This is a genomic window from Advenella kashmirensis W13003 (assembly GCF_000506985.1).
GTDB lineage: Bacteria > Pseudomonadota > Gammaproteobacteria > Burkholderiales > Burkholderiaceae_B > Advenella > Advenella kashmirensis_A.
The window spans coordinates 336,251-357,877 of record NZ_KI650982.1; the positions used below are offsets into that span (position 1 = coordinate 336,251).

Sequence of the window (21,627 nt, forward strand, 5' to 3'; positions counted from 1 at the left end):
GTCCGGATGACGCTATTCTAACGCTAAAGGTCAGACTCTGCTGGCAATAGCAACGGGCTGTCGCCACGCACCTGGGCGAGCGCATTCAGGCCATGATGTGCGTATACCAGCGAGGTAAAGACAGGCAGCACGATCCATGTCAGAGGGAAAAGGTTGATAGCCGCGCAGATCGTGCCGATCAGCCAGGCACCGCCGCGCGTACCGGTAATGACCCGCGCCCGCTCGGCAAGCGTCGCATGCTCCACCAGGGCATCAAAGCGCAACATATGGGTAAATGCGTAGGCCCACCAGAAAATATGCAGCAGGATGGCCACCGGCGGAATAAGCCAAAACGGGAGCGTGACAACCCAACCGACAATGAAAATAGCCCCCACTTTGAGCGAGTTGATCAGGCTCGATACAAAAACCTGGCTGCCGCGCCGCTCCAACTGTGGATAATCAGTCCGCGCCACATGGCCCACCACCATGGGCATGACCAGCACCGCCGCGATCAGCAGGCCAATGCTGCTGCCGACGGTCACCATGATGACAAACACCAAAATATGCACCAGGTACATGGTCAGCGAGAACAGACCGATGCCCGCCATCCAGCTGTCCATGTCAGTCATCAGTTCCGACTGCGTGACAAACAGATCCAGCCAGTCCGAAACCGGCCCCCACAGAAAACGCGCGAAAAACAACATGGCGATGAGCGCGGCGCCAAAAGGCAGAAGCAGCGCCAGCAGCATGCGTGGCTGCAATTGCGAGACCATCGCCCGACCAAACGCCCGGCCCACACCATCATAGGGGGACGGCGCATTCACTGATTGCGAGCGGAATGGTGTACTATTTTGCATGACTTTCCCTTTGCGCGAAGGCGTAAATGGTTCAGATTCAACCGCGACCTATTTGCAGATCAATTATGTTCATTCAAAATCCTGCCGCGCATGTGCCGCAATTGCTGCAGGCGCTGGACAACCCCGAGACCTGGCTTGTTGCCTGTTACTGCGCCGCGTGGTGCGATACATGTGGCGATTACCAAGGCGCATTCACCGCCTTGAGCGAACGGTATCCGCAACATCTGTTCCTGTGGGTCGACGTCGAAGACAATCCCGAACTGCTGGACGACCTGGACGTTGAAAACTTCCCGACGCTGTTGATTCAAACGGCCGGCCAGACCCGGTTTTTCGGCACCATGCTGCCCTACATCAGTCATTTGGAGCGCATGATGCAGGCGATCCAGGAAGAGCCCGACACCCACGCCGAAGGCCCCGCAGATCTGCGTACCCTTCTGGCCGCGTCTGCATAAACGAAATCCCGCTTCTGCGTAAAACGATTGACCACGGCGGCCTGATTGACCGAGCGCTTCCACAACCGGAAGCAAACACCGCCAGAAACCGTCGTCGCGAGCCAGGCTGCCCCGGGCAGGCAAACAACTACCGTCGACCACAACGGCGCCCTGCATCCGATTGTGACGGTATGCCAAACAGGAATGTAGGAATGAAGTGTCGCCGTTTCAAGTGGATGAAGGCGACTGAAACATCAATTGCCGTTATTGGGACGGCCACCCAACAGGACGGCCAGCATGGGCTTGGGTCCGTGACCGTCATGGCGACGGTTGGTGGTTGTATCAGCCGCGGGCTGAGCTTTGCCTGTACTCGGCTCGTAAGGACGGAAGAAAAAATCGTCAATTGGAGCCGCCCGGCTGGCGGGGAACGTTTTCTTGTAGCGCTCGGGTTTGCCCGATGAGGATCGTGATGGGTGATGTCCGCGCGTCAGGAAAACACTGGGAATGGACAACACGCCCCTGGGCACCGGGGTCTTGATGAGCTTTTCGATATCTTCGAGCAGGCGCTCTTCGGTCTGGGTATAGAAGGCAATGGCCTCGCCCTTGGCTCCTGCCCGGCCGGTACGTCCGATACGGTGCACGTAATCTTCAGCATTGTAGGGCAGATCCATGTTGATCACGCAGGGCAGTCCGACCACATCCAGCCCCCGGGCTGCGACATCGGTCGCCACCAGGACGGAGATATCGCCGGATTTGAATCCTTCCAGCGCCTTGATGCGCTCGGCCTGCGAACGATCGCCGTGGATGGATTCGGCATTGATCCCTTCGCTGACCAGTTCTCTGGCCACCCGGCTGGCGCCGATTTTGGTATTGACAAAGACAATGACCTGGCTCAGATTGCGCGACTTGAGTGTGTACAGTACAGCAGCTTTCTTTTCATTTGCCGCCACCGGGTAGGCAATTTGCGTGACGGTTTCGGCTGTTGCATTACGCGGCGCCACGTTGATTTCCACCGGGTTGTTCAAAAAGCTGCGTGCCAGCTTGCGGATGTCATTACTGAATGTGGCCGAAAACAACAGGCTCTGCCGCGGTTTGGGCAACAGGCGCACAATGCGCTCAAGATCAGGCAGGAACCCCATGTCCAGCATGCGGTCGGCTTCATCCAGTACCAGCACGCTGACCTGGCTCAGGCTGACGTTTTTCTGTTCGATATGATCCAGCAGCCGGCCTGGCGTGGCAATCAGCAATTCACAGCCCTTGCGCAACTGATCGCGCTGGGCATTCATGTCTACCCCACCAAAAACAACAGCCACGCGCAATGGAGAGCTGTGGCTGTAGCGTTTGACGCTGTCGGCGACCTGATCGGCCAGTTCGCGGGTAGGCGCAAGAATCAGCGCACGCACCGGATGTCGGGCCGGCGACATGCTGGAATTGGCCATGGGCATGAGCCGGTGCAGCAGCGGCAACGTAAAGGCGGCGGTTTTGCCGGTGCCGGTCTGGGCAGCGCCCATGATATCGCGACCGTCCATGATCAGGGGCATGGCCTGTTCCTGAATCGGCGTCGGCTTGGTATAGCCGCTGGCCATCACTGCCTTGAGCAGATCAGGGTGCAGGCCAACCTCGGAAAAGGATTCAAAGGTGGCTGTTTTGCCGTTGGAGGTCGTATTGGGGTCGGTCATCAAATGTATATAAAGGGGGAACTGAGTATTGCGGCAAGCCGCGAAAACGACATTTTACTCTACTCATGCGCCGTTCCATGCCCTTGAGACTGCGAATAGGGAGAAAGCCTTAGAAAAGCCAGCGTAAAAGCCACAAGATGATCATGCCCACGCCAATCATAAAAAGAATATTGCGCACGCGCAAAAAAGCCAGGGCAGCCGCCACGGCGGCGAAAAACTCGGCTCCGACCTGCGGCCACTCGCCTGCCGTCCAGGGCAGCAGGCTGGGTACCACAATCGCGGTCAGCGCCGCCACCGGGGCATAGCGCAGTCCACGGCTAACCGCTTTGCTCAGGGGAAAGTACTGTCCCAGCATCAGATAACCGGCACGCGTCAGCAGACTGCCGATACCCAGCATCAAAATTACAAGTGCAATATAGGTATCACTCATGCCCGAACACCCCTGCCGGCCATTTTCTCTGAAACCATCCCCGCGGCAATGCCGGCAATGATGGCGATAAACAAGCCCATGCGCAGCGGCAACGGTTGCCCGACCCAGGCAACGACGCCCGCCACCAGCACGGTAATCAGCATGGGGCGACCCTTGATCAGGGGAATGACCACGGCCATCAGGGTCAGCACGCCGGCAAATTCCAGCGACCACTCGCGCGGCACCCGATCGCCGATCAGCACCCCGGCCAGAGTACTTAACTGCCATGCCGCCGCGATGGCGCTGCCCATGGTCAGATACGCCCAGACATAAACCGTGCGTCGCTTCTGGCGCACGTGACGGAACAGGCTGACAAACACCACATAATTGATGTCGGTCAGCAAATAGCCGAGCACCAGGCGCTTGAAATGAGAGTACCGCTCAAAAAACGGATAGAGGGTCGCCCCGAAAATGACAAAACGGATATTCACGATGAAACCGGCCAGGAACACCATCCACACTGGTGCACCCGCTGCCATGAGTGGCAGGGCCGTGAGCTGGGCCGAACCGGCATAGACCCATAGCGACATGATCATGGACTGCCAGAATGACAGGCCATAATTGACCATGGCCACCCCGGACACGAAGCCCCAGGCGGCCAGCGCCAGCAGATGAGGGGCAACTGCACGCATTCCCAGTTGCGCCGCCTGCCGACGCGCCAGCCGATGCGCAGAATTTGCGGCAGGCACGGCCCGCGCAAAAAGAGTAAACGGGGAAAACAAAATGGTTCCTTGTGCTGTACAATACGCTGGTTAAGCGGCGTATGGAAAGCGGCGTTTGAAGTATGCAGGAAATTCTAGCAAAAGCAGCAAGGGTATCCCCGTTGCACCTGCCATACTGCAGAAATATAATGGTGCATCGCCGCTTTTGCTGTCAAAGTGACGCTGTACTGCAACACCGCGCCCTCTTACCGCCCGATCTGCGCGCCCGATTTGACGCGCACCGTGTCCTACCGCTTTTTTAGGAAGTATCTGATGTCTGCACAATTACAAACGGCTCCTATCGAGGTATCTGCCAGCGACTTGCCTGTGTACTGCCCCGGCCCGAACGCGCCCACCTGGAGCATGCATCCGCGCGTCTTTCTGGATGTCACCAAAACCGGTGCCGCTGCCTGCCCGTATTGCGGTGCCGTCTACAAGCTGAAAGAAGGCGAGAAGGTGCATGGGCACTAAAAGCACGACCGCGCCCAAGCGCGCGGTGTTCGCCACCCCCGACGAAGTGGAACAGGCGTTCTACGAAGCATTACGCCTGGGCGACGCCATGCGCGTCATGCATACCTGGGCAGACGATGAAGAAACAGTCTGTATTCATCCGGGCGGCGAACGTTTGACGGGCACCAGCGCCATTCAGTCCTCATGGCAGGAACTGCTCAATAGCGGGCCGGTTCATATCCATGCGCACCAGCCGGTTGTCATTACCTATGGCATGACAGTCATCCATGTGCTGATCGAAGAAGTACAGGCCAATACGCCTCGCGGCAACCGCGAACTGCTTTTTTACGCCACCAACGTCTATCACAAGGGTCGTACCGGCTGGCATCTGGTGCACCACCACGCCGCGCCCGCCCCCTCCGATGTGCTGCTGTCCGACATGCACGACATCCCCAATCTGCTGCATTAGCCTGTTCACGCACCACCGCGTGCCGCCATACCGGATTTCCCGTGACCGCCCGACTCGATCTAACCCCCTGCCCCTCTCCAAACTGGCAATGCGAAGGCCATATCCAGACGATTGCCGCCATGCAATGGGGCCGCCGCACCCGCCAGCATTTCTTGCGGCAACGGCTCAATACAAGCGACGGTGATTTTCTGGATATTGACTGGGCCGGGCCCCGGCAGCATTCGGATGGCGGGTTTGACGGGAAAGCGCTGGTCATTTTTCACGGACTGGAAGGCAATAGCAAAAGCCATTACGCCCAGGCAATCGGCGCCCACTTCGTGGCGCTAGGGTGGATGGTCGCCGTCGCCCACTTTCGCGGCTGCTCTGGTGAACCGAATCGGCTGGCACGTTCCTATTTTTCGGGCGACTCCGGCGATGTGAACTTCATTCTGACCCAGGTTCGCAGCCAGTTGCCACAGGCACAATGGCATGCGGCGGGCGTTTCCCTGGGCGGTAACGCGCTGCTTAAATATACCGGAGAACAAGGCGCTCAACTGTCCTGGCTGCACGGGGTTGCGGGTATTTCAGTGCCGATCGACCTGGTGGCAACAGGGATGCAATTGCAAAACAGTGTGATCGGTCGTTATGTATATACGCCGCATTTTCTGGCCAGTATGCGCACAAAAATCCAGCAGAAAGCGGCTGCATTTCCCGGGATACTCAACTGGAACAAAGCCCTGCGCGCACGCACACTGCTGGATTTTGACGATGCCTATACAGGGCCAGTACATGGCTTTCGCAGCGCACTCGACTATTGGTCGCGCTGCTCCAGCACCTATAAACTCAGGGGTATTCGGGTACCGACCCTGTTGCTCAATGCACGTAACGACCCCTTTATTCCGCAGGCCAGTCTGCCGGCCCCAGGGCAATGCAGCGACCAGGTACTGCTGCACTATCCGGGCAGCGGCGGTCATGCCGGTTTTGCCAGCGGAACAGGCCGCGGCGACCTGACCTGGCTGCCGCGCAGACTGGAACAGTTCTTTATTGAACGCCGATAGAAACAGACTCGCAAAAAAAGCCGATCTGTCATGAATCGGCTTTTTTGCGAAGCGTTCGGGGCGGATTAAACCGCCTTGAGCTGCTGCTGGGCAAGCCGCATTTCGCGCATCTGCCTGCCGGTTTTCTGCCGTCCCTTGGCCGACAGGCGCATCATGGTCCCCAATGCAAAAAGCAAGCCGAAAGTTTCCACCATGGCCGCCGGAATCCACATGGTCAGACCGCCGATACTCTGGTCGGTCACCGCAGACATGGGTAATGCGCGCCCGCATAAATCAAACAGCGGATAAATATCGGTCGTCGTAAAGGTAATAACCGCGCCCACAATCATTTGCGGCAACATGGTAATAATGGGTGAGATAATCCGTGCCCCGGGCGACAAGACCGCCGGGGAGCCAGATGCGATCGTCCACTGGAAAAAGCGCCCGATCCAGGTTTTCGCCGTGAGTGTGGGCGCAACATAGGGACGTCGGTCCAGAATCAGGTTCCAGTACATAAAGCCGCTGATGACCACAGACCAGTTCATCAATCGGTACAGGCGCCAGTCCAGCATGGAATAAAACTGGATGGTCGGCAGCAGCCAGAACAGCACCAGGAACACGAACAGGAAAGGCACCAGGATTTTATTGGTCAACAGCCCGGTAATGAAGCGCCCCGAAAAACTGCGACGATAATCACGCAGCCAGACGCGGGCGCGCAGGGGGAGCCCGGCACGCATGACCTGTCCGGGGTAGGCGCCCATGATCAGCAAGGGGCCCAGGTGATGCAACACCAAGTGCTGAATCCGATGGACAAAAAACATGCGCTCGGCATAATAATCAACATGTGTATGCAGGGACAGATAGACCAGCACGAAGCCGGACCAGAATAATATCTGTCTGGCAAGCGTCACGTGATGCTTGCGAGTACCTCGCAAGAACAGCCATGCAGCAAGGATAAACAGGGCAATCAGCGTAGGAGAAAACTCCCAGGGCCGAAGCCAGTGCATCAAGTCCAGATCCATTGGTATAAAACCTCTTGTGTATATCTGCGCCGTATTGACCAACGGCGGCCTTGTAAGCCCGTTTGTGCGCGAGCCGCTAGCACGTCATATGCAGGCAGGTCACGTGCGCCACCACCATGGATAGCGTAAACATGCTTACCATGCCGGCGATCAGCAGATTGAGCAAAGCCATCAGCCCGGGCGGCACGCCGGAGGGTTTGCGCCGCACCTGATTGGTATTGTAGAGCGCATCGAATTTTTCATCCGGCTTCAGGCAGTAAACCGCCGATTCGATAAACCCCGCCCACAGGGGTACAAACAGGATAAAAAACGGTATGGAATCCCACCAGACAGGCTGGGTAAACGACCACGCCAGCAGCGCAGCGCTCACAATCGTGATGACAGGAGCAACAGGCCGTTTCAAATACCAGTTCTGCAAACCGAAAATACCGAAAAAACAGGCCAGAAAGCCGGCCACGGTTTTGGATCGAAAATGGGTTGCAGGCCGAGCCCGCCACAACTGATTCAACATGTATGATTCAATATTTGCACGATGTCTGGCGCGCTGCCGACTTGGGAGGCTATATTGTACGACACGCAGGCTCGCAGGTGCGCCTGCCGGATTTTTTCGGACAAAAGGGTAAAATAGCGCTATGGAAAACCTTGATTTTGATATCGCTATTATCGGCGCAGGCCCGGTCGGCCTGGCGCTTGCCCGTGCCCTGGATACCCTGCCCGGTACAACAGCCAGGATCGCCCTGTTCCAGGCGGACAGCCCGGCCATGCACAATCCGGCACGCGATACCCGAGTGCTGGCGCTCAATCACGGCAGTCGGCAATTTCTGGAAACCCTGCAGGGCTGGCCCGATGAGCACGCCGCCATCGACACTGTCCATGTTTCGCAAAAAGGCCGGCTGGGCCGCACGCTCATTCGCCATACCGATTTTGATGTCCCGGCCCTGGGCTATGTGGTTCCTTATCGCGCTATTCACGCCCGTCTGCAACAAAGCGTCCATGAAGGCCGTACGGTAAGACTGTCGGGCGCGCCGGCCAACGTGGCCAACGACAGTGCGGGCACTGCAGCCACCATCACCCAGGGTCAACAGACCTATCGCGCGCGTATCGTCGTGCAATGTGACGGCGCCAAACCCGACACAAAATTGCGCGACTATCGACAGCACGCAATCATTACTTCTGCCCGCGCCGCGCTGCCGCGCGGCGGCTGGGCGTGGGAGCGGTTTACCCGCGAGGGCCCGCTGGCCGTCCTGCCGCACCCGGTGTTTGCCGATGCCCAGTCTATCGTCTGGTGCACAACCCCGGCGCGCGCGCGCCAGTTGCTTGAAGCGGATGATGCCGCTTTTTCCCACCAGCTGACCGAGCATTTCGGCCAGCGTCTGGGCCCTTTCACTGTGCTGGAACCGCGCCATCTTTTTCCGCTGGCGCTCAATGTCACAAAAAACACCGTGGACGGTCGCATCGTGACCATTGGCAACGCGGCGCAAACGCTGCACCCGGTGGCCGGCCAGGGGCTGAACCTGGGCCTGCGTGACGTGGCCGGACTGGTTCACGCGCTGCAGCGCTGGTGTGTTGATCCCCAAGGTGATCTCCAGACACCCTTGGCTGACTTCGCAACGCTGCGGCGCACTGATCGGGGCATTACCCGCCAGCTGACCGATTTGATGCCACGCATTTTCACCACGGGCAACCCACTGATCGAACATGCCTGCGGCCTGTCCCTGCTGGCACTCGACCTGGCCGAACCCCTGCGCCGACCACTGGCCCGTCATCTGCTGCAGGGCTATCGAAACTGAACATGGCCGGTGCTTTTATCACCCGGCCGCCCAACCTTGGTTAAAATGTGCTCATGCAAATCGGCGCCTGGACTCTTCCCAATCCTGTTTTCGTTGCCCCCATGGCGGGGGTCACGGACAGACCGTTTCGCCAGTTGTGCAAGCAATTGGGCGCAGGCTATGCCGTCTCTGAAATGGCCGCCAGCAATCCCGCCCTGTGGGATAGCGTCAAGACCTCCAGAAGGCTGAACCACGACGGCGAGATTGATCCGATCGCCGTGCAGATCGCGGGCGCCGACCCGGTCATGCTGGCCGAGGCCGCTGTTTTCAATATTCGCAAGGGTGCGCGCATTATTGATATTAATATGGGATGCCCGGTCAAAAAGGTGTGCCATGTGGCGTCCGGATCGGCGCTACTGCGCGACGAAGAGCTGGTGGCGCGCATTTTGCAGACCGTGGTTGACGCCTGCCGGCCGTTTGATGTGCCGGTCACGCTCAAGACACGCACCGGCTGGGATCGACAAAGCCGTAACGCCCTGCGTATTGCCAGGCTGGCAGAAGACGCCGGCATCGCGGCGCTTACCCTGCATGGACGCACCCGCTGCGACCTGTATGCCGGCCAGGCCGAGTACGACACTATCGCCGCGGTCAAGGCTGCAATTTCGATTCCTGTCATTGCCAACGGCGATATTACCGATCCGCTCAAGGCGCAGTATGTCCTGAACTACACCGGCGCCGACGCCATTATGATTGGCCGGGCCGCTCAGGGGAATCCATGGATTTTCCGGGAGATCAATCACTATCTGGAAACCGGCACCTTTCTGGCGCCGCCATCGTGGGCGCATATGCGCGATGTGCTGCTGGCGCATCTGGATCATCACTATCAGTTCTATGGCGAATACACAGGAGTACGTACGGCGCGCAAGCATATTGGCTGGTATATCGGCAACCTGCCGGACGCAGAATTGTTTCGGCAGCAGATGAATTGCCTTGAAACCTGTCAGGCGCAGTACAATGCAGTCAATCAGTGGTTCACCAAGCTGGTCAACGAATCAGCGCCGCGGGTTCCACTTGCTGCAGTCCATTAGCCAAAACAACAAAAATTTCCCCCTCACCGCCATTATGAATAACACACAAGATCTTCAGGAATGTGTCCGCACAAATCTTGAACTTTATTTTAAAGAATTGGGCGACGGCGAAGCCGGCAACCTGTGGAACATGGTCACCAGCTGCGTAGAGAAGCCGCTGCTTGAAGTGGTCATGAGCAAGGCCGGGCACAACCAGTCGCGTGCCGCAGACATGCTGGGCATTACCCGCAACACCCTGCGCAAGAAACTGCTTTCTCATCATTTACTGTAATTATTTCTCATGACTATCAAGACCGCATTACTTTCCGTATCGGATAAAACCGGTATCGTTGAATTGGCCCGCGCGCTCCAAAGCCGCGGCGTCAAAATCCTGTCTACCGGTGGCACGGCAGCACTGCTGAAAAAAGAAGGACTGGAGGTCACCGAAGTGGCCGAGCATACGCAGTCGCCGGAGATTCTGGATGGCCGCGTCAAGACCCTGCACCCGCGCATCCACGGCGGGCTGCTGGCGCGTCGCGACAGTCAGGCGCATCTGGACACATTGAAATCCAACAATATTGATCCGATTGATCTGCTGGTGGTCAACCTGTATCCGTTCCGTGAAACGATTGCCAAGCCCGGTTGCTCGTTTGCCGATGCGGTTGAAAACATTGATATCGGCGGCCCGGCCATGCTGCGCGCCGCTGCAAAAAATCACGGTACACGGGAAGGCGGCGTCACAGTCGTCATTGATCCGACCGACTACGAAGCCGTTCTGCGTGAGCTGGATGAAAACGGTGCGACCTCTTATGGTCTGCGCCTGTCTCTAGCCAAAAAAGTATATGCCCACACAGCCGCCTATGATGGCGCGATTGCCAACTACCTGAGCGCCATCACCGATGACGAGCCCGCACAGGAAAATGAACCTGCCCGCCAGAGCTGGCCGCAAACCCTGACGATTCAACTGAAACAGCATCAGGCATTGCGCTATGGCGAGAACCCACATCAGTCTGCCGCGTTCTATCTGGACACCAGCGTGCCTGCAGGCGTGCTGGGCAACTACGAACAGTTGCAGGGCAAGGAACTTTCTTATAACAACATTGCCGACGCAGATGCCGCATGGGAATGTGTTCGCACCTTCGAGGCCCCTGCCTGCGTCATCGTCAAGCATGCCAATCCTTGTGGAGTGGCGGTTGCCCAAGACGCTGCCGAGGCTTACCGCAAGGCGTTCAAAACCGATCCGACTTCTGCATTTGGCGGCATTATTGCCTTCAATCGCATCGTCGACGAAGCCACGGCGCAGGCCGTGAGCGAGCAGTTTGTCGAAGTCCTGCTGGCGCCTGAATATACAGACGATGCACTGGTGCTGCTGGCCAACAAGAAGAACGTACGTGTTCTGACAGTAGCCCTGGGCGCCGGCCAGAACCCATTTGACGTCAAGCGCGTAGGCGGCGGCTGGTTGGTGCAGAATCCCGATCACAAACCGCTGGCTGCGGCCGACTGCAAAGTGGTTACACGCAAGCAGCCCACGGCACAGCAAATGGATGATCTGCTGTTTGCGTGGAACGTGGCACAGTTTGTCAAATCCAACGCCATTGTGTTTTGCCGCGACGGCATGACTTACGGCGTGGGCGCAGGCCAGATGAGCCGCATCGACTCGGCACGCATCGCATCAATCAAGGCGGGCAATGCCGGATTGTCGCTGAAGAACACGGCGGCTGCGTCTGACGCATTCTTCCCATTTCGCGATGGACTGGATGTCATTGTCGAAGCGGGCGCCGACTGCATCATTCAGCCCGGCGGCAGCATGCGCGATGACGAAGTGATTGCGGCGGCAGACGAGCATGGCATCGCCATGGTGCTGACCGGCACCAGGCACTTCCGCCATTAATTGCAAATGTCATACGCCCCGGCCCAGGCCGGGGTTTTTCCAGGGAGTCACAGATGTTGAGGATACTTGGCATTGACCCGGGCTTGCGCCGTACCGGCTTTGGCGTGATTGACGCTGCCGGCATGCGCATCTCATATGTTGCCAGCGGTACCATCGTGGTTCCTTCGGACCTGCCTTTGCAAGAGCGATTGAAAGTCATTCTGGACAGTATCCGCGAAGTCGTCGACACCTATTCACCCACCGAGTCGGCGCTGGAAAAGGTCTTTGTCAATACCAACCCATCATCTACGCTATTGCTGGGACAGGCGCGTGGCGCGGCCATGTGCGCACTGGCCGACCGGCACCTGGATGTAACGGAATACACGGCGTTGCAAATCAAGAAAGCCGTGGTCGGCAATGGTCACGCCCAGAAGGAACAGGTTCAGCACATGGTGCAGCGTCTGCTCACGCTCAACAGTCTGCCTGCGCCAGATTCAGCCGATGCGCTGGCCTGCGCGATCTGTCACGCCCATGCCGCACCGCTGGCGGGCCGACTCGCCGGCCAGGGTGTATCGATGGCTCGACGGGGACGCACGCGACTGCGTGCCGGACGACTGATCGACTAATCGACTGAATAATCAACGCACCCTGTAAATTGATTGACCCTGTTTTGATACACCCTTTTCCCAGGGTTGTGTACCATAGCTTTTTTTCTATTATTGACGCGCCCTGCCCTGACAGGGCCTGTGGAGTATCTGATGATCGGACGACTGACCGGCCTGCTGATTGAAAAACAACCGCCGGGCCTGTGCCTGGATGTCAACGGCGTGGGCTACGATATTGATGTGCCCATGAGCACCTATTATGATCTGCCCGAAGCGGGCGCCAAAGTCACGCTATACACGCATCTGGCCATTCGGGAAGATGCGCATGTGCTCTACGGCTTTCTGCGCCAGGACGAGCGCGCAACGTTTCGCGCCCTCATCAAGGTCACGGGTATCGGAGCACGTACGGCCCTGGCCGTACTCTCGGGCATGAGCAGCGCCGATCTGTCGGCCGCTGTCGCGCAACAGGATACCGCCCTGCTCACCCGGGTGCCGGGTATCGGTAAAAAAACGGCAGAACGACTGCTACTGGAACTGCGCGGCAAGCTGGATGCCATTGCCCCGGCCACACCCGCCGTCACCGGCCAGAATGACGTGCTGAACGCTTTGCTGGCACTGGGCTATTCTGACCGCGAGGCGCGTGCCGTAGTCAAAACACTGCCGGCCGACCTGGGCGTGTCCGAAGGTATTCGGGCGGCGCTCAAGGCGCTCTCCAGTTAAGGCGCGGCACGTACCCGGCGGCTTGACCGTCCACGAACCTTGCCGGATAGCGCCGGGACCCGCTCAGCGCCTAGGGTTTGCACTAATTACAAACGAAATGCCGCGTACGCCGTCAATATTGCCTTAAAGTAATCCGATTATTTTTATTTCAACGTTTACAACCCATTACTTGGGGAGACAATATCATGCGCGTTCAATGGATCAAAAAAGTATTGGCAGCCAGCCTGCTGTCAGCGGTGGCCATAAGCCCTGCCATGGCAGAGCAGACGCTGAAAATGGCCTATGCGCTATCCAAAACCTCTCATTACGGTGTCGCTGCAGATGCCTTTGAAAAAGCCATTGGACAAAGCACCAACGGACAAATAAAAATCCAGCAGTTCCCCAACAGCGCACTGGGAGGTGAACGCGAAGTCATCGAAGGCCTGCAATTGGGCACCATCGACCTAGCAGTGGTCTCTACCGGTGCCACCCTTAATTTCGTTCCAGAAACCGGCGTCATTGACATTCCTTTCCTGTTTCGCGATCTGGATCACGCGCGCAAGGTACTGGATGGCCCGATCGGCCAGAAACTGCTGGCCGACTTTCCCGAAAAGGGCCTGATTGCCCTGGCCTGGGGCGAACAGGGTTTCCGGCACCTGACCAATAATGTGCGCGCGGTCAAAACGCCGGCCGATCTGAAAGGCCTGAAAATTCGCACCACCGAAAACCCGATCCACATCACCGCCTTCCGTAAAATCGGCATGCTGCCCACGCCCATGGCCTGGCCCGAAGTGGCCACTGCCCTGCAACAAGGCACCATCGATGGCCAAGAAAACCCCATTTCTGTCATTGTCTCTGCCAAGTTGTCGCAGATGCAAAAGTATCTTTCTTTGACAGCACATGTGTACGGACCGGCCCTGATTCTGATGTCCCCATCCGTCTATGAAGGCCTTTCCGACGAAGACAAGACCAAGTTCAAAGAGGCAGGCGTGGCGTCGGCCAAAGCCATGCGCGCCTATGTGGATGACGTGGAAAAAAGCGGTGTCGAGACGCTGAAAAAAGAAGGCATGCAGGTAGAAGAAAATGTCGATCATGACGCCTTCGTCAAGGCCGTCGAACCCGTCTACCCAGAGTTCTACAAAAAGTTCGGCAAAGAACTGGTCGAGTCGATTCGCAATACGAAGTAGACCCGACTGCATTGCATCTATCATGGAGCCCTGAATGAATGCATTGACACGCATGCTGGACAGCACCCTGTTCCGGCTGATCTCCATCGTTGCCCAGCTGTTTCTTGTGTCGGCGGTATGCTCTTCGTTTTATCAGGTCATTGCCCGCTTCGTACTGCAGGAGCCATCTGACTGGAGTGAAGGCTGGACCCGAACGGCAATGATCTGGCTGGTCTTGCTGGGCGTGGTGCTGGCCTGCCGTCAGGGTGCCATGCTCAAGGTTGAAATGCTGCATTCGCTGCTCAGGGATCCCTGGCAGCGACGGCTGGAGCACTTTGTCATGCTGGTCATGGCGGTGTTTTTTGGCCTGATGACCTGGATCGGCGTGCTCATGACCTATCGCGTAAGATTTCAGACGATCCCCAGCCTGGGTATTTCCATTTCCTGGATTTATGCTGCCATCCCTGTCGGCATGGCGCTGGCGTTGCTGGCAGTGATTATTCAGTGGGCCAACGCCAGGAAAGAATCTCAGGAAGAGGACCTGACCCTGCTGTAACGTCAACGCCTGCCCCATGTCCCTAGCCATGCCCGCCCACACTCACCGCCTTTTCTGCCGCCCTGGGATCAGCCTATGTCGCAAATAATGATTTTATCCATGCTGGTCTGTTTTGCACTGACCATTCCGGTTGCCGTCTCGATAGGGCTGGCGAGCCTGTTTGGCGTATACGTGGCCGGCATCAATTGGCTGGTGATCGCGCAGCAGATTTTTGCGTCCCTGGATAAATATCCGCTGGTCGCCATCCCGTTCTTTATTCTGGCCGGCAATCTGATGGAAGCGGGCGGCATTTCAGAACGGATGGTCAATTTCGCCAAAAGCCTGGTGGGCTCGGTCCAGGGCGGTTTGGCCATGGCTTGTATTATCACCTGCATGATTTTTGCCGCGGTGGCCGGTTCCAGTGTGGCCACCACTTTTGCCGTCGGCGCCATCCTGATCCCGGCAATGGTGCGTCATGGTTATCCTAAACCCTTTTCTGCGTCGCTGCAGGCCACCGCCGCCGAACTGGGCGTGATTATCCCGCCTTCTATTCCCATGATTCTGTTTGCCGTCTCCACCGATACATCGGTGGGGGAGCTATTCATCGGCGGCATTCTGCCTGGCGCGCTGATCGGTGTTGCGCTCATGCTCTATGTCTGGATTTATGCCAAACGTCATGGATACGGCAAACAGGATGGCGATGGTCGCTTGCCCATCCTGCAGGCCTTTCGTCAGTCGTTTCTGGCGCTGCTGATGCCGGTCATTATTCTGGGTGGCATTTACGGGGGCATTTTCACTCCAACCGAGGCGTCCGTGGTTGCTGTAGTGTATGCGCTGATCGTGGGTATTCTGATCTACCGTCGCATCTCATTCAGGATTCTCACTGAAACGCTGCACAGAACTGTGGTGTCCACCGCCATTATCATGTTTGTGATCGCCAACGCGGGGCTGTTCGGTTTTCTGCTCAATCGCGCAGGTGTGCCAAACATGCTTGGAGAGTGGCTCGGTCACGTATTCACGGACAAGACCACTTTCCTGCTGGGCGTCAACGCCGCCCTGTTCTTTATCGGCATGTTCATCGAAACCTCGGCCTCCATTGTCGTGCTCGCGCCCCTGCTCTTGCCGGTCGCCCAGCAGTTTGGCATCGATCCCACGCATTTTGGCATCATTATGGTGGTGAATCTGGCGCTGGGTATGGTCACTCCGCCATTCGGCGTCAATCTGTTTGCTGCCTGTGCCGTCGCCAAACTGCCGATAGAAAGGCTGTTCAAGTCGCTGATCCCGTTCGTGGGCGTGATTCTGATCTGCCTGATGCTGATAACCTATGTCCCCTGGATTTCACTGGTACTGCGTGACCTCGTCTACCGCTAACTTGGCGAGGCCGTGACTGCCCGGCCCGGGGTTCAGGTAAAATAGGCACAGACCCTCAGCCCTGAAGAAGATACGACCTGCCCCATGGCCATTCACAACGATGCGCTCACCAGCGCGGCTCCACGCATTGTTTCTCCGGAAACCATGACTCCGAACGAAGAATCCATCGAACGTGCCTTGCGCCCCAAGGCGCTGGACGAATACGTGGGTCAGGTCCGGGTACGCGAACAACTGGAAATTTTCATCTCGGCGGCGCGCAAACGCCAGGAGGCCCTGGATCACGTGTTGCTGTTCGGTCCGCCTGGCTTGGGCAAGACCACGCTCGCACACATCATCGCGCGCGAAATGGGATCCCAATTGCGGCAAACCTCGGGCCCGGTGCTGGAGCGGCCCGGCGACCTGGCCGCCATGCTGACCAATCTTGAAAAAAACGATGTTCTGTTCATCGACGAAATTCACCGCCTCTCGCCCGTCGTTGAGGAAATTCTGTATCCCGCACTGGAAGACTTTCAGATCGATATCATGATCGGCGAAGGTCCGGCGGCACGCAGCGTCAAGATTGATCTGCAACCCTTCACCCTGGTCGGCGCCACCACTCGCGCGGGCATGCTGACCAATCCGCTGCGGGATCGCTTTGGCATCGTCTCCCGTCTGGAGTTTTATAACACCGAGGAGCTGGCCCGCATCGTATCGCGTAGCGCCCATTTGCTGAACGCAGGCATGACGCCGGAAGGCGCGCATGAAATCGCGCGGCGCGCCCGCGGCACGCCCCGTATCGTGAACCGCCTGCTACGTCGTGTGCGGGATTACGCCGATGTTCGCTCCAACGGCATTATCGACGATACCGCCGCCAGCGCCGCGCTGGCCATGCTTGACGTGGACCCCATGGGGCTGGACCTGATGGACCGCAAAATCCTTGAAACCATTGTGCATAAATTTGATGGCGGACCGGTGGGCATTGACAACCTGTCTGCCGCCGTCGGTGAAGAGCGCGATACGATCGAAGATGTGATCGAACCCTATCTGATACAGCAGGGATATATTCAGCGCACATCCAAGGGACGCATTGCCACGCTGACGACCTGGCAGCATCTGGGCCTGACGCCGCCGGAAGGCTCAAACAAAACACTATTCTGAGTGGCCGGGGTAATATGCGCGCTGCAGCCTCGCTCAGGCTATCGCTTTACCACCTATGGCGTCACCAACTATATTCTCACCCAGCCTCACCGACGATAGGTTTACCAGCCATACCCGCGCATCAAAACTATGGCCACGCGCCAGTTGCCACAGCTACACCCAGCCACCTGTTACGCCACGCCAGGCGCTTAGTGGCGATGCTGCCGGGGGCTGACGCCAAACCGCTTTTTGAACGCTGTCGAAAAATTGCTGCCATGCCTGTAGCCGGCAAGCAGCGCCACCTTTTCCACCGATTCGCCCTGCTCAAGATAGCGTTGCGCCAGTTGCAGCCGGTATTCCTTCACACAGGCCATGATCGACAGTCTGAATTTCATTTGAAATTTCTTCCTGAGTGCGCTCTCGCCCATGCCTGTCAACTGCGACATGGATTGAATGGTGTGCGGTTGCCAGGGATGGCGATGAATATGCTCGCGCAAGGCACTCAGCCGCTCGTGATCCAGGCGGCTCAGGCTGTCCCCAGTCTGCCATTCAACGCAGTCTCCGGGTGCTGCTCTTACCCGCGCCAGCAATTGCAAACCCAACGCTTCGTAAATCAATGAGCCCACGCTGTCGTCCTGCGCCAATTGCAATTGCGATCGCACACTTTCCAGAAATGCGTCGTCCTGCTGTCCCACTGCAAACGTCGCCGGCGCCACCTCCAGAATCGGCAACAGTCTCTCGGTGTAATCATTCTGTTCAATCTCGGTCTGGTCAATCACCACATCCAGCGCGGCCAGCCGCGTACCCGGCAGATAGTGAGTCTGCATGCGCTCGTTCCGGTAGCTGGTGTTGATACCGCAAGCGGGGCCTACTGTTTGCAAGGGTGAGCGTTCGCGCCCAATCCGCAGTTGTCCGTTGAGCAACATGGCGAACGAATACGCCTGCTGCACACGGGACTGGGCGTGATAAGGCACCAGAAAATGCATGTCGGAATGCAGTACGGTCACACCCTTGCATAAGGATTGTTCATAGACCTGGCCATACGCCAGGGTTTCCTGATGACGAGTGGGATCCTGCACGATGGCATCTGGCAAGCAATGGGTGAACCCATATTGCTCGCCATACTGCACAAAATCCTCGTAGGTAAAGGCTCTGGTCATCGACTCAGCACCGGAATAGTTGACGGTTTTGCAACAAAAAACCTGTGTTTTATGACATATTTCATATGAAATTTGATATTTTTTCAAAACTTATCGCATTATAAATAATAATCATTCTTATTTGTGTTGCATATTGATTTTTAAGGATAATTTTTGATCATGAACCCGTCCATGGTTCGCCTTTCTGCGGCTCCCCGCATCCTGTATGTCGCCGTCCTGGCGCTTTTTTCAATGTCCGGCGCCCAGGCGCAAACCCCCAGCCAAAATGAACAGGCAAAAACAGCGCCCGTCGCTCAGCTGGGTATCATCCGCGCCACCAGCGACGCCACATCGACAGAACCCACGATTGGTTTCCAGTCGACCGTCAGTCGTGCTGCAAGCCGCGCCGATATGGACTGGATCGAGACACCCCATTCTGTTTCATCGCTGACGCGCGATCGCATTGACGCCATCGGTGCCACCACGGGAACCGACGCGCTGCGTTATACGCCTGGCGCCTTTACCGGCCTGGTAGGCGGCGCCAGTCGCTATGATTACATCAGCCTGCGCGGCTTTAACGAAAACAGCACTGACAACCTGAACCTGGACGGACAAAAAGTCCTGAGCGACTCCGGCACCTACAGCTCGGTACAGATCGACCCCTTTACCCTGGAACGCATTGACGTTTATCGCGGCCCGACCAGCGTGCTATACGGCCGCAACTCCCCCGGCGGACTGGTCTCCTACAGCTCCAAGCGTCCGCTGGATGAGCCTTACCATGAAATCACAGCCGGCATCGGCAATCACGGCCAGACTCATCTGGGCTTTGACATGACCGGTCCGATCGACAAGGAAGGCAATGCCGCCTATCGTCTGGTCGGGATCACGCGCAACGACAAAACCCAGTACGACAACAATCGCGTCGAACGTTATCTGCTGGCGCCTTCTCTCAAATTCAAGCTGGGAGAAAACAGCCGCCTGCTGCTGCAGGGCTATTTCCAGAAAGACCCCAGTACCGGCTTTCATAGCGGTTTTCCAGCCGATGCCACCATCAATACCGATCATAACGGACGCCGTATTTCCCCCGAATTTTCGGACGATGACGAAGGCGGTAAATTCAGCCGGACCTTGTCCATGATGGGCTATCAGTTCGAGCACGATTTCACGCCGAACCTGACTCTGAAAAACTCCTTCCGGCTGACCAGTCTGAAATCGGACATGGCGCAGTTCTACGGCTATGGCTGGTACGATGAGAATTCGCTGAATCGCTACTATTCCGGCGGTTACGAAGAGCTCGAAGCCTACCAGTTCGATACCAGCCTGACCGGCGTCTTCCAGACCGGCGGGGCATCACATGAAGTGATTGGCGGCTTCGATTACCAGCATCGCAATGTCACCGGCCGCTGGGATTCGGGCGTGGCCAATCCCCTCAACGCATTCGACCCGGTGTACGGTAATCCGGGCTTGGCCATCACCTACAGCGAACCGTTTGACCGCACCCTGGAACAATTCGGACTGTATCTGCAGGACACCGTGCGCTATGGCCGCCTGACCGGTCTGTTCAGTATCCGTCACGATGTGGTGGATATTGATAACCGCAATCCGCTGCTCAATACCAAATCCGGCTACAAGGGTAACAAAACCACCTTCCGCGCGGGCCTGAGCTATGCGTTCGACAACGGCATATCGCCCTACTTCAGTTATAGTCAGTCCTTCAATCCTAACGGCTACACCGATGTGAACAACCAGGTGCTGCCGCCGACTGAAGCCGAACAATACGAAGTTGGCGTCAAGTACCAGCCGACAGAAAATGTCATGCTGTCTGCGGCCTACTATGATCTGAAACAGGAAAATGTGGCCGCGCGCCATTCCTCTGCAACCAGCTACTACGACCCGCTGGGCGTGGTGCGTTCTCGCGGAATCGAACTTGAAGCCAACGCGAACGTCACCGACAACTTCACTGTGACCGCCAGCTATACCATGAACAACATGAAGCTGGAAAAAGGCGACAACGCCGGCAAGCGCCCCTTCCAGGCACCGAAACAGATGGCCAGCCTGTGGGGACGTTACGGTTTCAATAACGGACTGGCACTATCTGCGGGTGTACGCTATGTCGGCAAAAGCTGGGCCGATAACGAAAACACCGTTGAGGTGCCGGCCTATACCCTTCTGGACCTGGGCGCCGAATATGATCTGGGCCGCGTCAACTCAAATCTGAAGGGCGCAACGGTCCGACTGAACGTGAACAATGTGACCGACAAAACCTATGTGGCCTCGTGCGCGACCACCAATTACTGCTACTATGGCGAAAAGCGCAATATCAAGGCCACCTTCAGCTATAAATGGTAATCGAGCAAGACACCTCCCTCTATCAGCAATTGCAACAGGCGCTCGGGCGTCTGTTGCCCGTTTCAGCCGCACCCCTGGTCGGCCCAGCCGATCTGACTTTCGGTCAGATTCGGCAGCAGGCCGTGCAGGCACTGTATGACGATGTGGCTCGACTGCATCCGGAAGCAGGACGTCATTACTGGACCGCCCATACCTGGCGCACCTGCATGTGGGTGCCCGTCTACACAACCGTTCTGGCGTACGAGCATCACCATTGCCTGGTCGACGCGCGGCAGTTGCAGGTTCATTTTGCCGAGGGTCTGGCAAAACAGGTTCATCTGCCCGAAAGCGCCTTCACGCTGACTGATCCGAATGAGCCCACCGCCGCAGCCGCGCTGAGCGAAAGCCTGGAGAATGTCCGCCGGGCGCTGGATACGATCACGCCGATCGCCGCCAAACTGGCCGGCCGCCACACGGCCGATAGCGTGCTCGCCGCTATCCTGCTTTACTACCATGATCTGCCGCAGTTTGACACACACCACATCCGCGCACGCGGCGAGACGTGGCTGAACGCCATGGGATTGCATGCAGAAAGCGGCTATCTGGATATCGATATGAGCGGCTTTGGCCTGCCCGATCGCTTATCGCTGAATCGCCGGGTCTGCTGCCAGTATTTTCGCTGCCCCAACGTGGTGTTATGCAGCAACTGCCCCAAAATTCCAATGGAACAGCGCCTGCCGCTGTTGGCGCGTGAATGGGCTGAACATGATCGCGTGCATGCTGAGACAGAAACCTGAATCCTGACAATGCCGCCCTGCCGTAACTGAACACAATTGAAATTACGCTCGGCTCACCGAACTGCCCCAAAAAGTTGGACCTCAATCCAGCC

General features: G+C 57.3%; 23 protein-coding genes. 16 read left to right on the top strand and 7 right to left on the bottom strand.

Annotated features, from left to right (window positions below; genetic code table 11):
- Positions 1-23: 23 nt before the first annotated feature.
- Positions 24-836: an EI24 domain-containing protein gene (locus tag W822_RS43570; protein ID WP_031243608.1), complete on the bottom strand. Its 813-nt coding sequence runs from the start codon at positions 834-836 to the stop codon at positions 24-26.
- A 65-nt stretch (positions 837-901) separates the two neighbouring features.
- On the opposite strand from W822_RS43570, the gene W822_RS43575 reads away from it, so the two are divergent.
- On the top strand, positions 902-1,288 hold the full coding sequence (locus tag W822_RS43575) for a thioredoxin family protein (RefSeq protein WP_024007114.1): 387 nt from the start codon (positions 902-904) through the stop codon (positions 1,286-1,288).
- Between the two features lie 233 nt (positions 1,289-1,521).
- Here W822_RS43575 and W822_RS43580 read toward each other — a convergent pair whose 3' ends face one another.
- The 3 genes from W822_RS43580 to W822_RS43590 form a co-directional block, all read right to left on the bottom strand.
- Positions 1,522-2,946, bottom strand: a complete 1,425-nt coding sequence (locus tag W822_RS43580; RefSeq protein ID WP_024007115.1) for a DEAD/DEAH box helicase — start codon at positions 2,944-2,946, stop codon at positions 1,522-1,524.
- Between the two features lie 109 nt (positions 2,947-3,055).
- Entirely contained in the window at positions 3,056-3,376 is a 321-nt protein-coding gene (locus W822_RS43585; protein WP_024007116.1) for an AzlD domain-containing protein, read from the bottom strand.
- Positions 3,373-4,137, bottom strand: coding sequence for an AzlC family ABC transporter permease (locus tag W822_RS43590; protein WP_024007117.1), 765 nt, complete (start codon positions 4,135-4,137; stop codon positions 3,373-3,375). The genes W822_RS43585 and W822_RS43590 overlap by 4 nt, the downstream gene beginning before the upstream one ends.
- A gap of 252 nt (positions 4,138-4,389) precedes the next feature.
- Between W822_RS43590 and W822_RS43595 the strand changes: the two genes are divergently transcribed.
- From W822_RS43595 to W822_RS43605, 3 genes are read left to right on the top strand one after another with little or no spacing between them, the layout of a single operon-like run.
- A complete protein-coding gene (locus tag W822_RS43595; RefSeq protein ID WP_024007118.1) occupies positions 4,390-4,587 on the top strand; it encodes a zinc-finger domain-containing protein in 198 nt (65 codons plus the stop codon).
- A complete protein-coding gene (locus tag W822_RS43600) occupies positions 4,577-5,035 on the top strand; it encodes a YybH family protein (RefSeq protein WP_253272344.1) in 459 nt (152 codons plus the stop codon). The genes W822_RS43595 and W822_RS43600 overlap by 11 nt, the downstream gene beginning before the upstream one ends.
- A gap of 41 nt (positions 5,036-5,076) precedes the next feature.
- Complete coding sequence (locus W822_RS43605) at positions 5,077-6,072, top strand: YheT family hydrolase (RefSeq protein ID WP_024007120.1); 996 nt, start codon at positions 5,077-5,079, stop codon at positions 6,070-6,072.
- Positions 6,073-6,137: 65 nt separating this feature from the next.
- Here W822_RS43605 and W822_RS43610 read toward each other — a convergent pair whose 3' ends face one another.
- On the bottom strand, positions 6,138-7,073 hold the full coding sequence (locus W822_RS43610; protein ID WP_031243613.1) for a cytochrome c oxidase assembly protein: 936 nt from the start codon (positions 7,071-7,073) through the stop codon (positions 6,138-6,140).
- 76 nt (positions 7,074-7,149) lie between these two features.
- On the bottom strand, positions 7,150-7,584 hold the full coding sequence (locus W822_RS43615; protein ID WP_024007122.1) for a TM2 domain-containing protein: 435 nt from the start codon (positions 7,582-7,584) through the stop codon (positions 7,150-7,152).
- A 121-nt stretch (positions 7,585-7,705) separates the two neighbouring features.
- Between W822_RS43615 and W822_RS43620 the strand changes: the two genes are divergently transcribed.
- From W822_RS43620 to ruvB, 10 genes are all read left to right on the top strand, one after another.
- Entirely contained in the window at positions 7,706-8,863 is a 1,158-nt protein-coding gene (locus W822_RS43620) for an FAD-dependent monooxygenase (protein WP_024007123.1), read from the top strand.
- A 53-nt stretch (positions 8,864-8,916) separates the two neighbouring features.
- On the top strand, positions 8,917-9,930 hold the full coding sequence (dusB, locus tag W822_RS43625) for a tRNA dihydrouridine synthase DusB (protein ID WP_024007124.1): 1,014 nt from the start codon (positions 8,917-8,919) through the stop codon (positions 9,928-9,930).
- Between the two features lie 34 nt (positions 9,931-9,964).
- Positions 9,965-10,201: a helix-turn-helix domain-containing protein gene (locus tag W822_RS43630; protein WP_024007125.1), complete on the top strand. Its 237-nt coding sequence runs from the start codon at positions 9,965-9,967 to the stop codon at positions 10,199-10,201.
- 9 nt (positions 10,202-10,210) lie between these two features.
- Positions 10,211-11,800, top strand: a complete 1,590-nt coding sequence (gene purH, locus W822_RS43635) for a bifunctional phosphoribosylaminoimidazolecarboxamide formyltransferase/IMP cyclohydrolase (RefSeq protein WP_024007126.1) — start codon at positions 10,211-10,213, stop codon at positions 11,798-11,800.
- Between the two features lie 56 nt (positions 11,801-11,856).
- A complete protein-coding gene (ruvC, locus tag W822_RS43640; RefSeq protein ID WP_024007127.1) occupies positions 11,857-12,405 on the top strand; it encodes a crossover junction endodeoxyribonuclease RuvC in 549 nt (182 codons plus the stop codon).
- Positions 12,406-12,537: 132 nt separating this feature from the next.
- Positions 12,538-13,104, top strand: coding sequence for a Holliday junction branch migration protein RuvA (ruvA, locus tag W822_RS43645; protein WP_024007128.1), 567 nt, complete (start codon positions 12,538-12,540; stop codon positions 13,102-13,104).
- Positions 13,105-13,358: 254 nt separating this feature from the next.
- The gene (locus W822_RS43650) at positions 13,359-14,270 is read left to right on the top strand and encodes a TRAP transporter substrate-binding protein (protein WP_437177162.1); all 912 of its coding nucleotides are present in this window, start codon (positions 13,359-13,361) and stop codon (positions 14,268-14,270) included.
- A 34-nt stretch (positions 14,271-14,304) separates the two neighbouring features.
- Complete coding sequence (locus W822_RS43655) at positions 14,305-14,805, top strand: TRAP transporter small permease (RefSeq protein ID WP_024007130.1); 501 nt, start codon at positions 14,305-14,307, stop codon at positions 14,803-14,805.
- Positions 14,806-14,880: 75 nt separating this feature from the next.
- The gene (locus W822_RS43660; protein WP_024007131.1) at positions 14,881-16,155 is read left to right on the top strand and encodes a TRAP transporter large permease; all 1,275 of its coding nucleotides are present in this window, start codon (positions 14,881-14,883) and stop codon (positions 16,153-16,155) included.
- Between the two features lie 84 nt (positions 16,156-16,239).
- Positions 16,240-17,292, top strand: a complete 1,053-nt coding sequence (ruvB, locus tag W822_RS43665) for a Holliday junction branch migration DNA helicase RuvB (protein ID WP_024007132.1) — start codon at positions 16,240-16,242, stop codon at positions 17,290-17,292.
- Positions 17,293-17,480: 188 nt separating this feature from the next.
- Here the strand turns inward: ruvB and W822_RS43670 are convergent, their stop codons facing one another.
- Positions 17,481-18,431, bottom strand: a complete 951-nt coding sequence (locus W822_RS43670; RefSeq protein WP_155848213.1) for a helix-turn-helix transcriptional regulator — start codon at positions 18,429-18,431, stop codon at positions 17,481-17,483.
- Positions 18,432-18,590: 159 nt separating this feature from the next.
- Here W822_RS43670 and W822_RS43675 point away from each other — a divergent pair, with 159 nt between their 5' ends.
- Entirely contained in the window at positions 18,591-20,759 is a 2,169-nt protein-coding gene (locus W822_RS43675) for a TonB-dependent siderophore receptor (protein WP_024007134.1), read from the top strand.
- Positions 20,753-21,535 (top strand): (2Fe-2S)-binding protein, encoded by a 783-nt coding sequence (locus tag W822_RS43680; RefSeq protein WP_024007135.1) that lies wholly within the window; start codon positions 20,753-20,755, stop codon positions 21,533-21,535. The genes W822_RS43675 and W822_RS43680 overlap by 7 nt, the downstream gene beginning before the upstream one ends.
- Positions 21,536-21,627 lie beyond the last annotated feature (92 nt).

What these genes read in the sequence shown, in the direction of transcription:
- W822_RS43595 (WP_024007118.1), top strand. Translation starts at nt 4,390, where the DNA reads ATGTCTGCACAATTACAAACGGCTCCTATCGAGGTATCTGCCAGCGAC.
- W822_RS43630 (WP_024007125.1), top strand. Translation starts at nt 9,965, where the DNA reads ATGAATAACACACAAGATCTTCAGGAATGTGTCCGCACAAATCTTGAA.
- W822_RS43600 (WP_253272344.1), top strand. Translation starts at nt 4,577, where the DNA reads ATGGGCACTAAAAGCACGACCGCGCCCAAGCGCGCGGTGTTCGCCACC.
- dusB (WP_024007124.1), top strand. Translation starts at nt 8,917, where the DNA reads ATGCAAATCGGCGCCTGGACTCTTCCCAATCCTGTTTTCGTTGCCCCC.
- W822_RS43680 (WP_024007135.1), top strand. Translation starts at nt 20,753, where the DNA reads ATGGTAATCGAGCAAGACACCTCCCTCTATCAGCAATTGCAACAGGCG.
- W822_RS43675 (WP_024007134.1), top strand. Translation starts at nt 18,591, where the DNA reads ATGAACCCGTCCATGGTTCGCCTTTCTGCGGCTCCCCGCATCCTGTAT.
- purH (WP_024007126.1), top strand. Translation starts at nt 10,211, where the DNA reads ATGACTATCAAGACCGCATTACTTTCCGTATCGGATAAAACCGGTATC.
- W822_RS43650 (WP_437177162.1), top strand. Translation starts at nt 13,359, where the DNA reads ATGGCAGAGCAGACGCTGAAAATGGCCTATGCGCTATCCAAAACCTCT.
- W822_RS43660 (WP_024007131.1), top strand. Translation starts at nt 14,881, where the DNA reads ATGTCGCAAATAATGATTTTATCCATGCTGGTCTGTTTTGCACTGACC.
- W822_RS43620 (WP_024007123.1), top strand. Translation starts at nt 7,706, where the DNA reads ATGGAAAACCTTGATTTTGATATCGCTATTATCGGCGCAGGCCCGGTC.
- W822_RS43610 (WP_031243613.1), bottom strand. Translation starts at nt 7,073, where the DNA reads ATGGATCTGGACTTGATGCACTGGCTTCGGCCCTGGGAGTTTTCTCCT.
- W822_RS43570 (WP_031243608.1), bottom strand. Translation starts at nt 836, where the DNA reads ATGCAAAATAGTACACCATTCCGCTCGCAATCAGTGAATGCGCCGTCC.
- W822_RS43615 (WP_024007122.1), bottom strand. Translation starts at nt 7,584, where the DNA reads ATGTTGAATCAGTTGTGGCGGGCTCGGCCTGCAACCCATTTTCGATCC.
- ruvA (WP_024007128.1), top strand. Translation starts at nt 12,538, where the DNA reads ATGATCGGACGACTGACCGGCCTGCTGATTGAAAAACAACCGCCGGGC.
- W822_RS43670 (WP_155848213.1), bottom strand. Translation starts at nt 18,431, where the DNA reads ATGACCAGAGCCTTTACCTACGAGGATTTTGTGCAGTATGGCGAGCAA.
- ruvB (WP_024007132.1), top strand. Translation starts at nt 16,240, where the DNA reads ATGGCCATTCACAACGATGCGCTCACCAGCGCGGCTCCACGCATTGTT.
- W822_RS43580 (WP_024007115.1), bottom strand. Translation starts at nt 2,946, where the DNA reads ATGACCGACCCCAATACGACCTCCAACGGCAAAACAGCCACCTTTGAA.
- W822_RS43575 (WP_024007114.1), top strand. Translation starts at nt 902, where the DNA reads ATGTTCATTCAAAATCCTGCCGCGCATGTGCCGCAATTGCTGCAGGCG.
- W822_RS43655 (WP_024007130.1), top strand. Translation starts at nt 14,305, where the DNA reads ATGAATGCATTGACACGCATGCTGGACAGCACCCTGTTCCGGCTGATC.
- W822_RS43585 (WP_024007116.1), bottom strand. Translation starts at nt 3,376, where the DNA reads ATGAGTGATACCTATATTGCACTTGTAATTTTGATGCTGGGTATCGGC.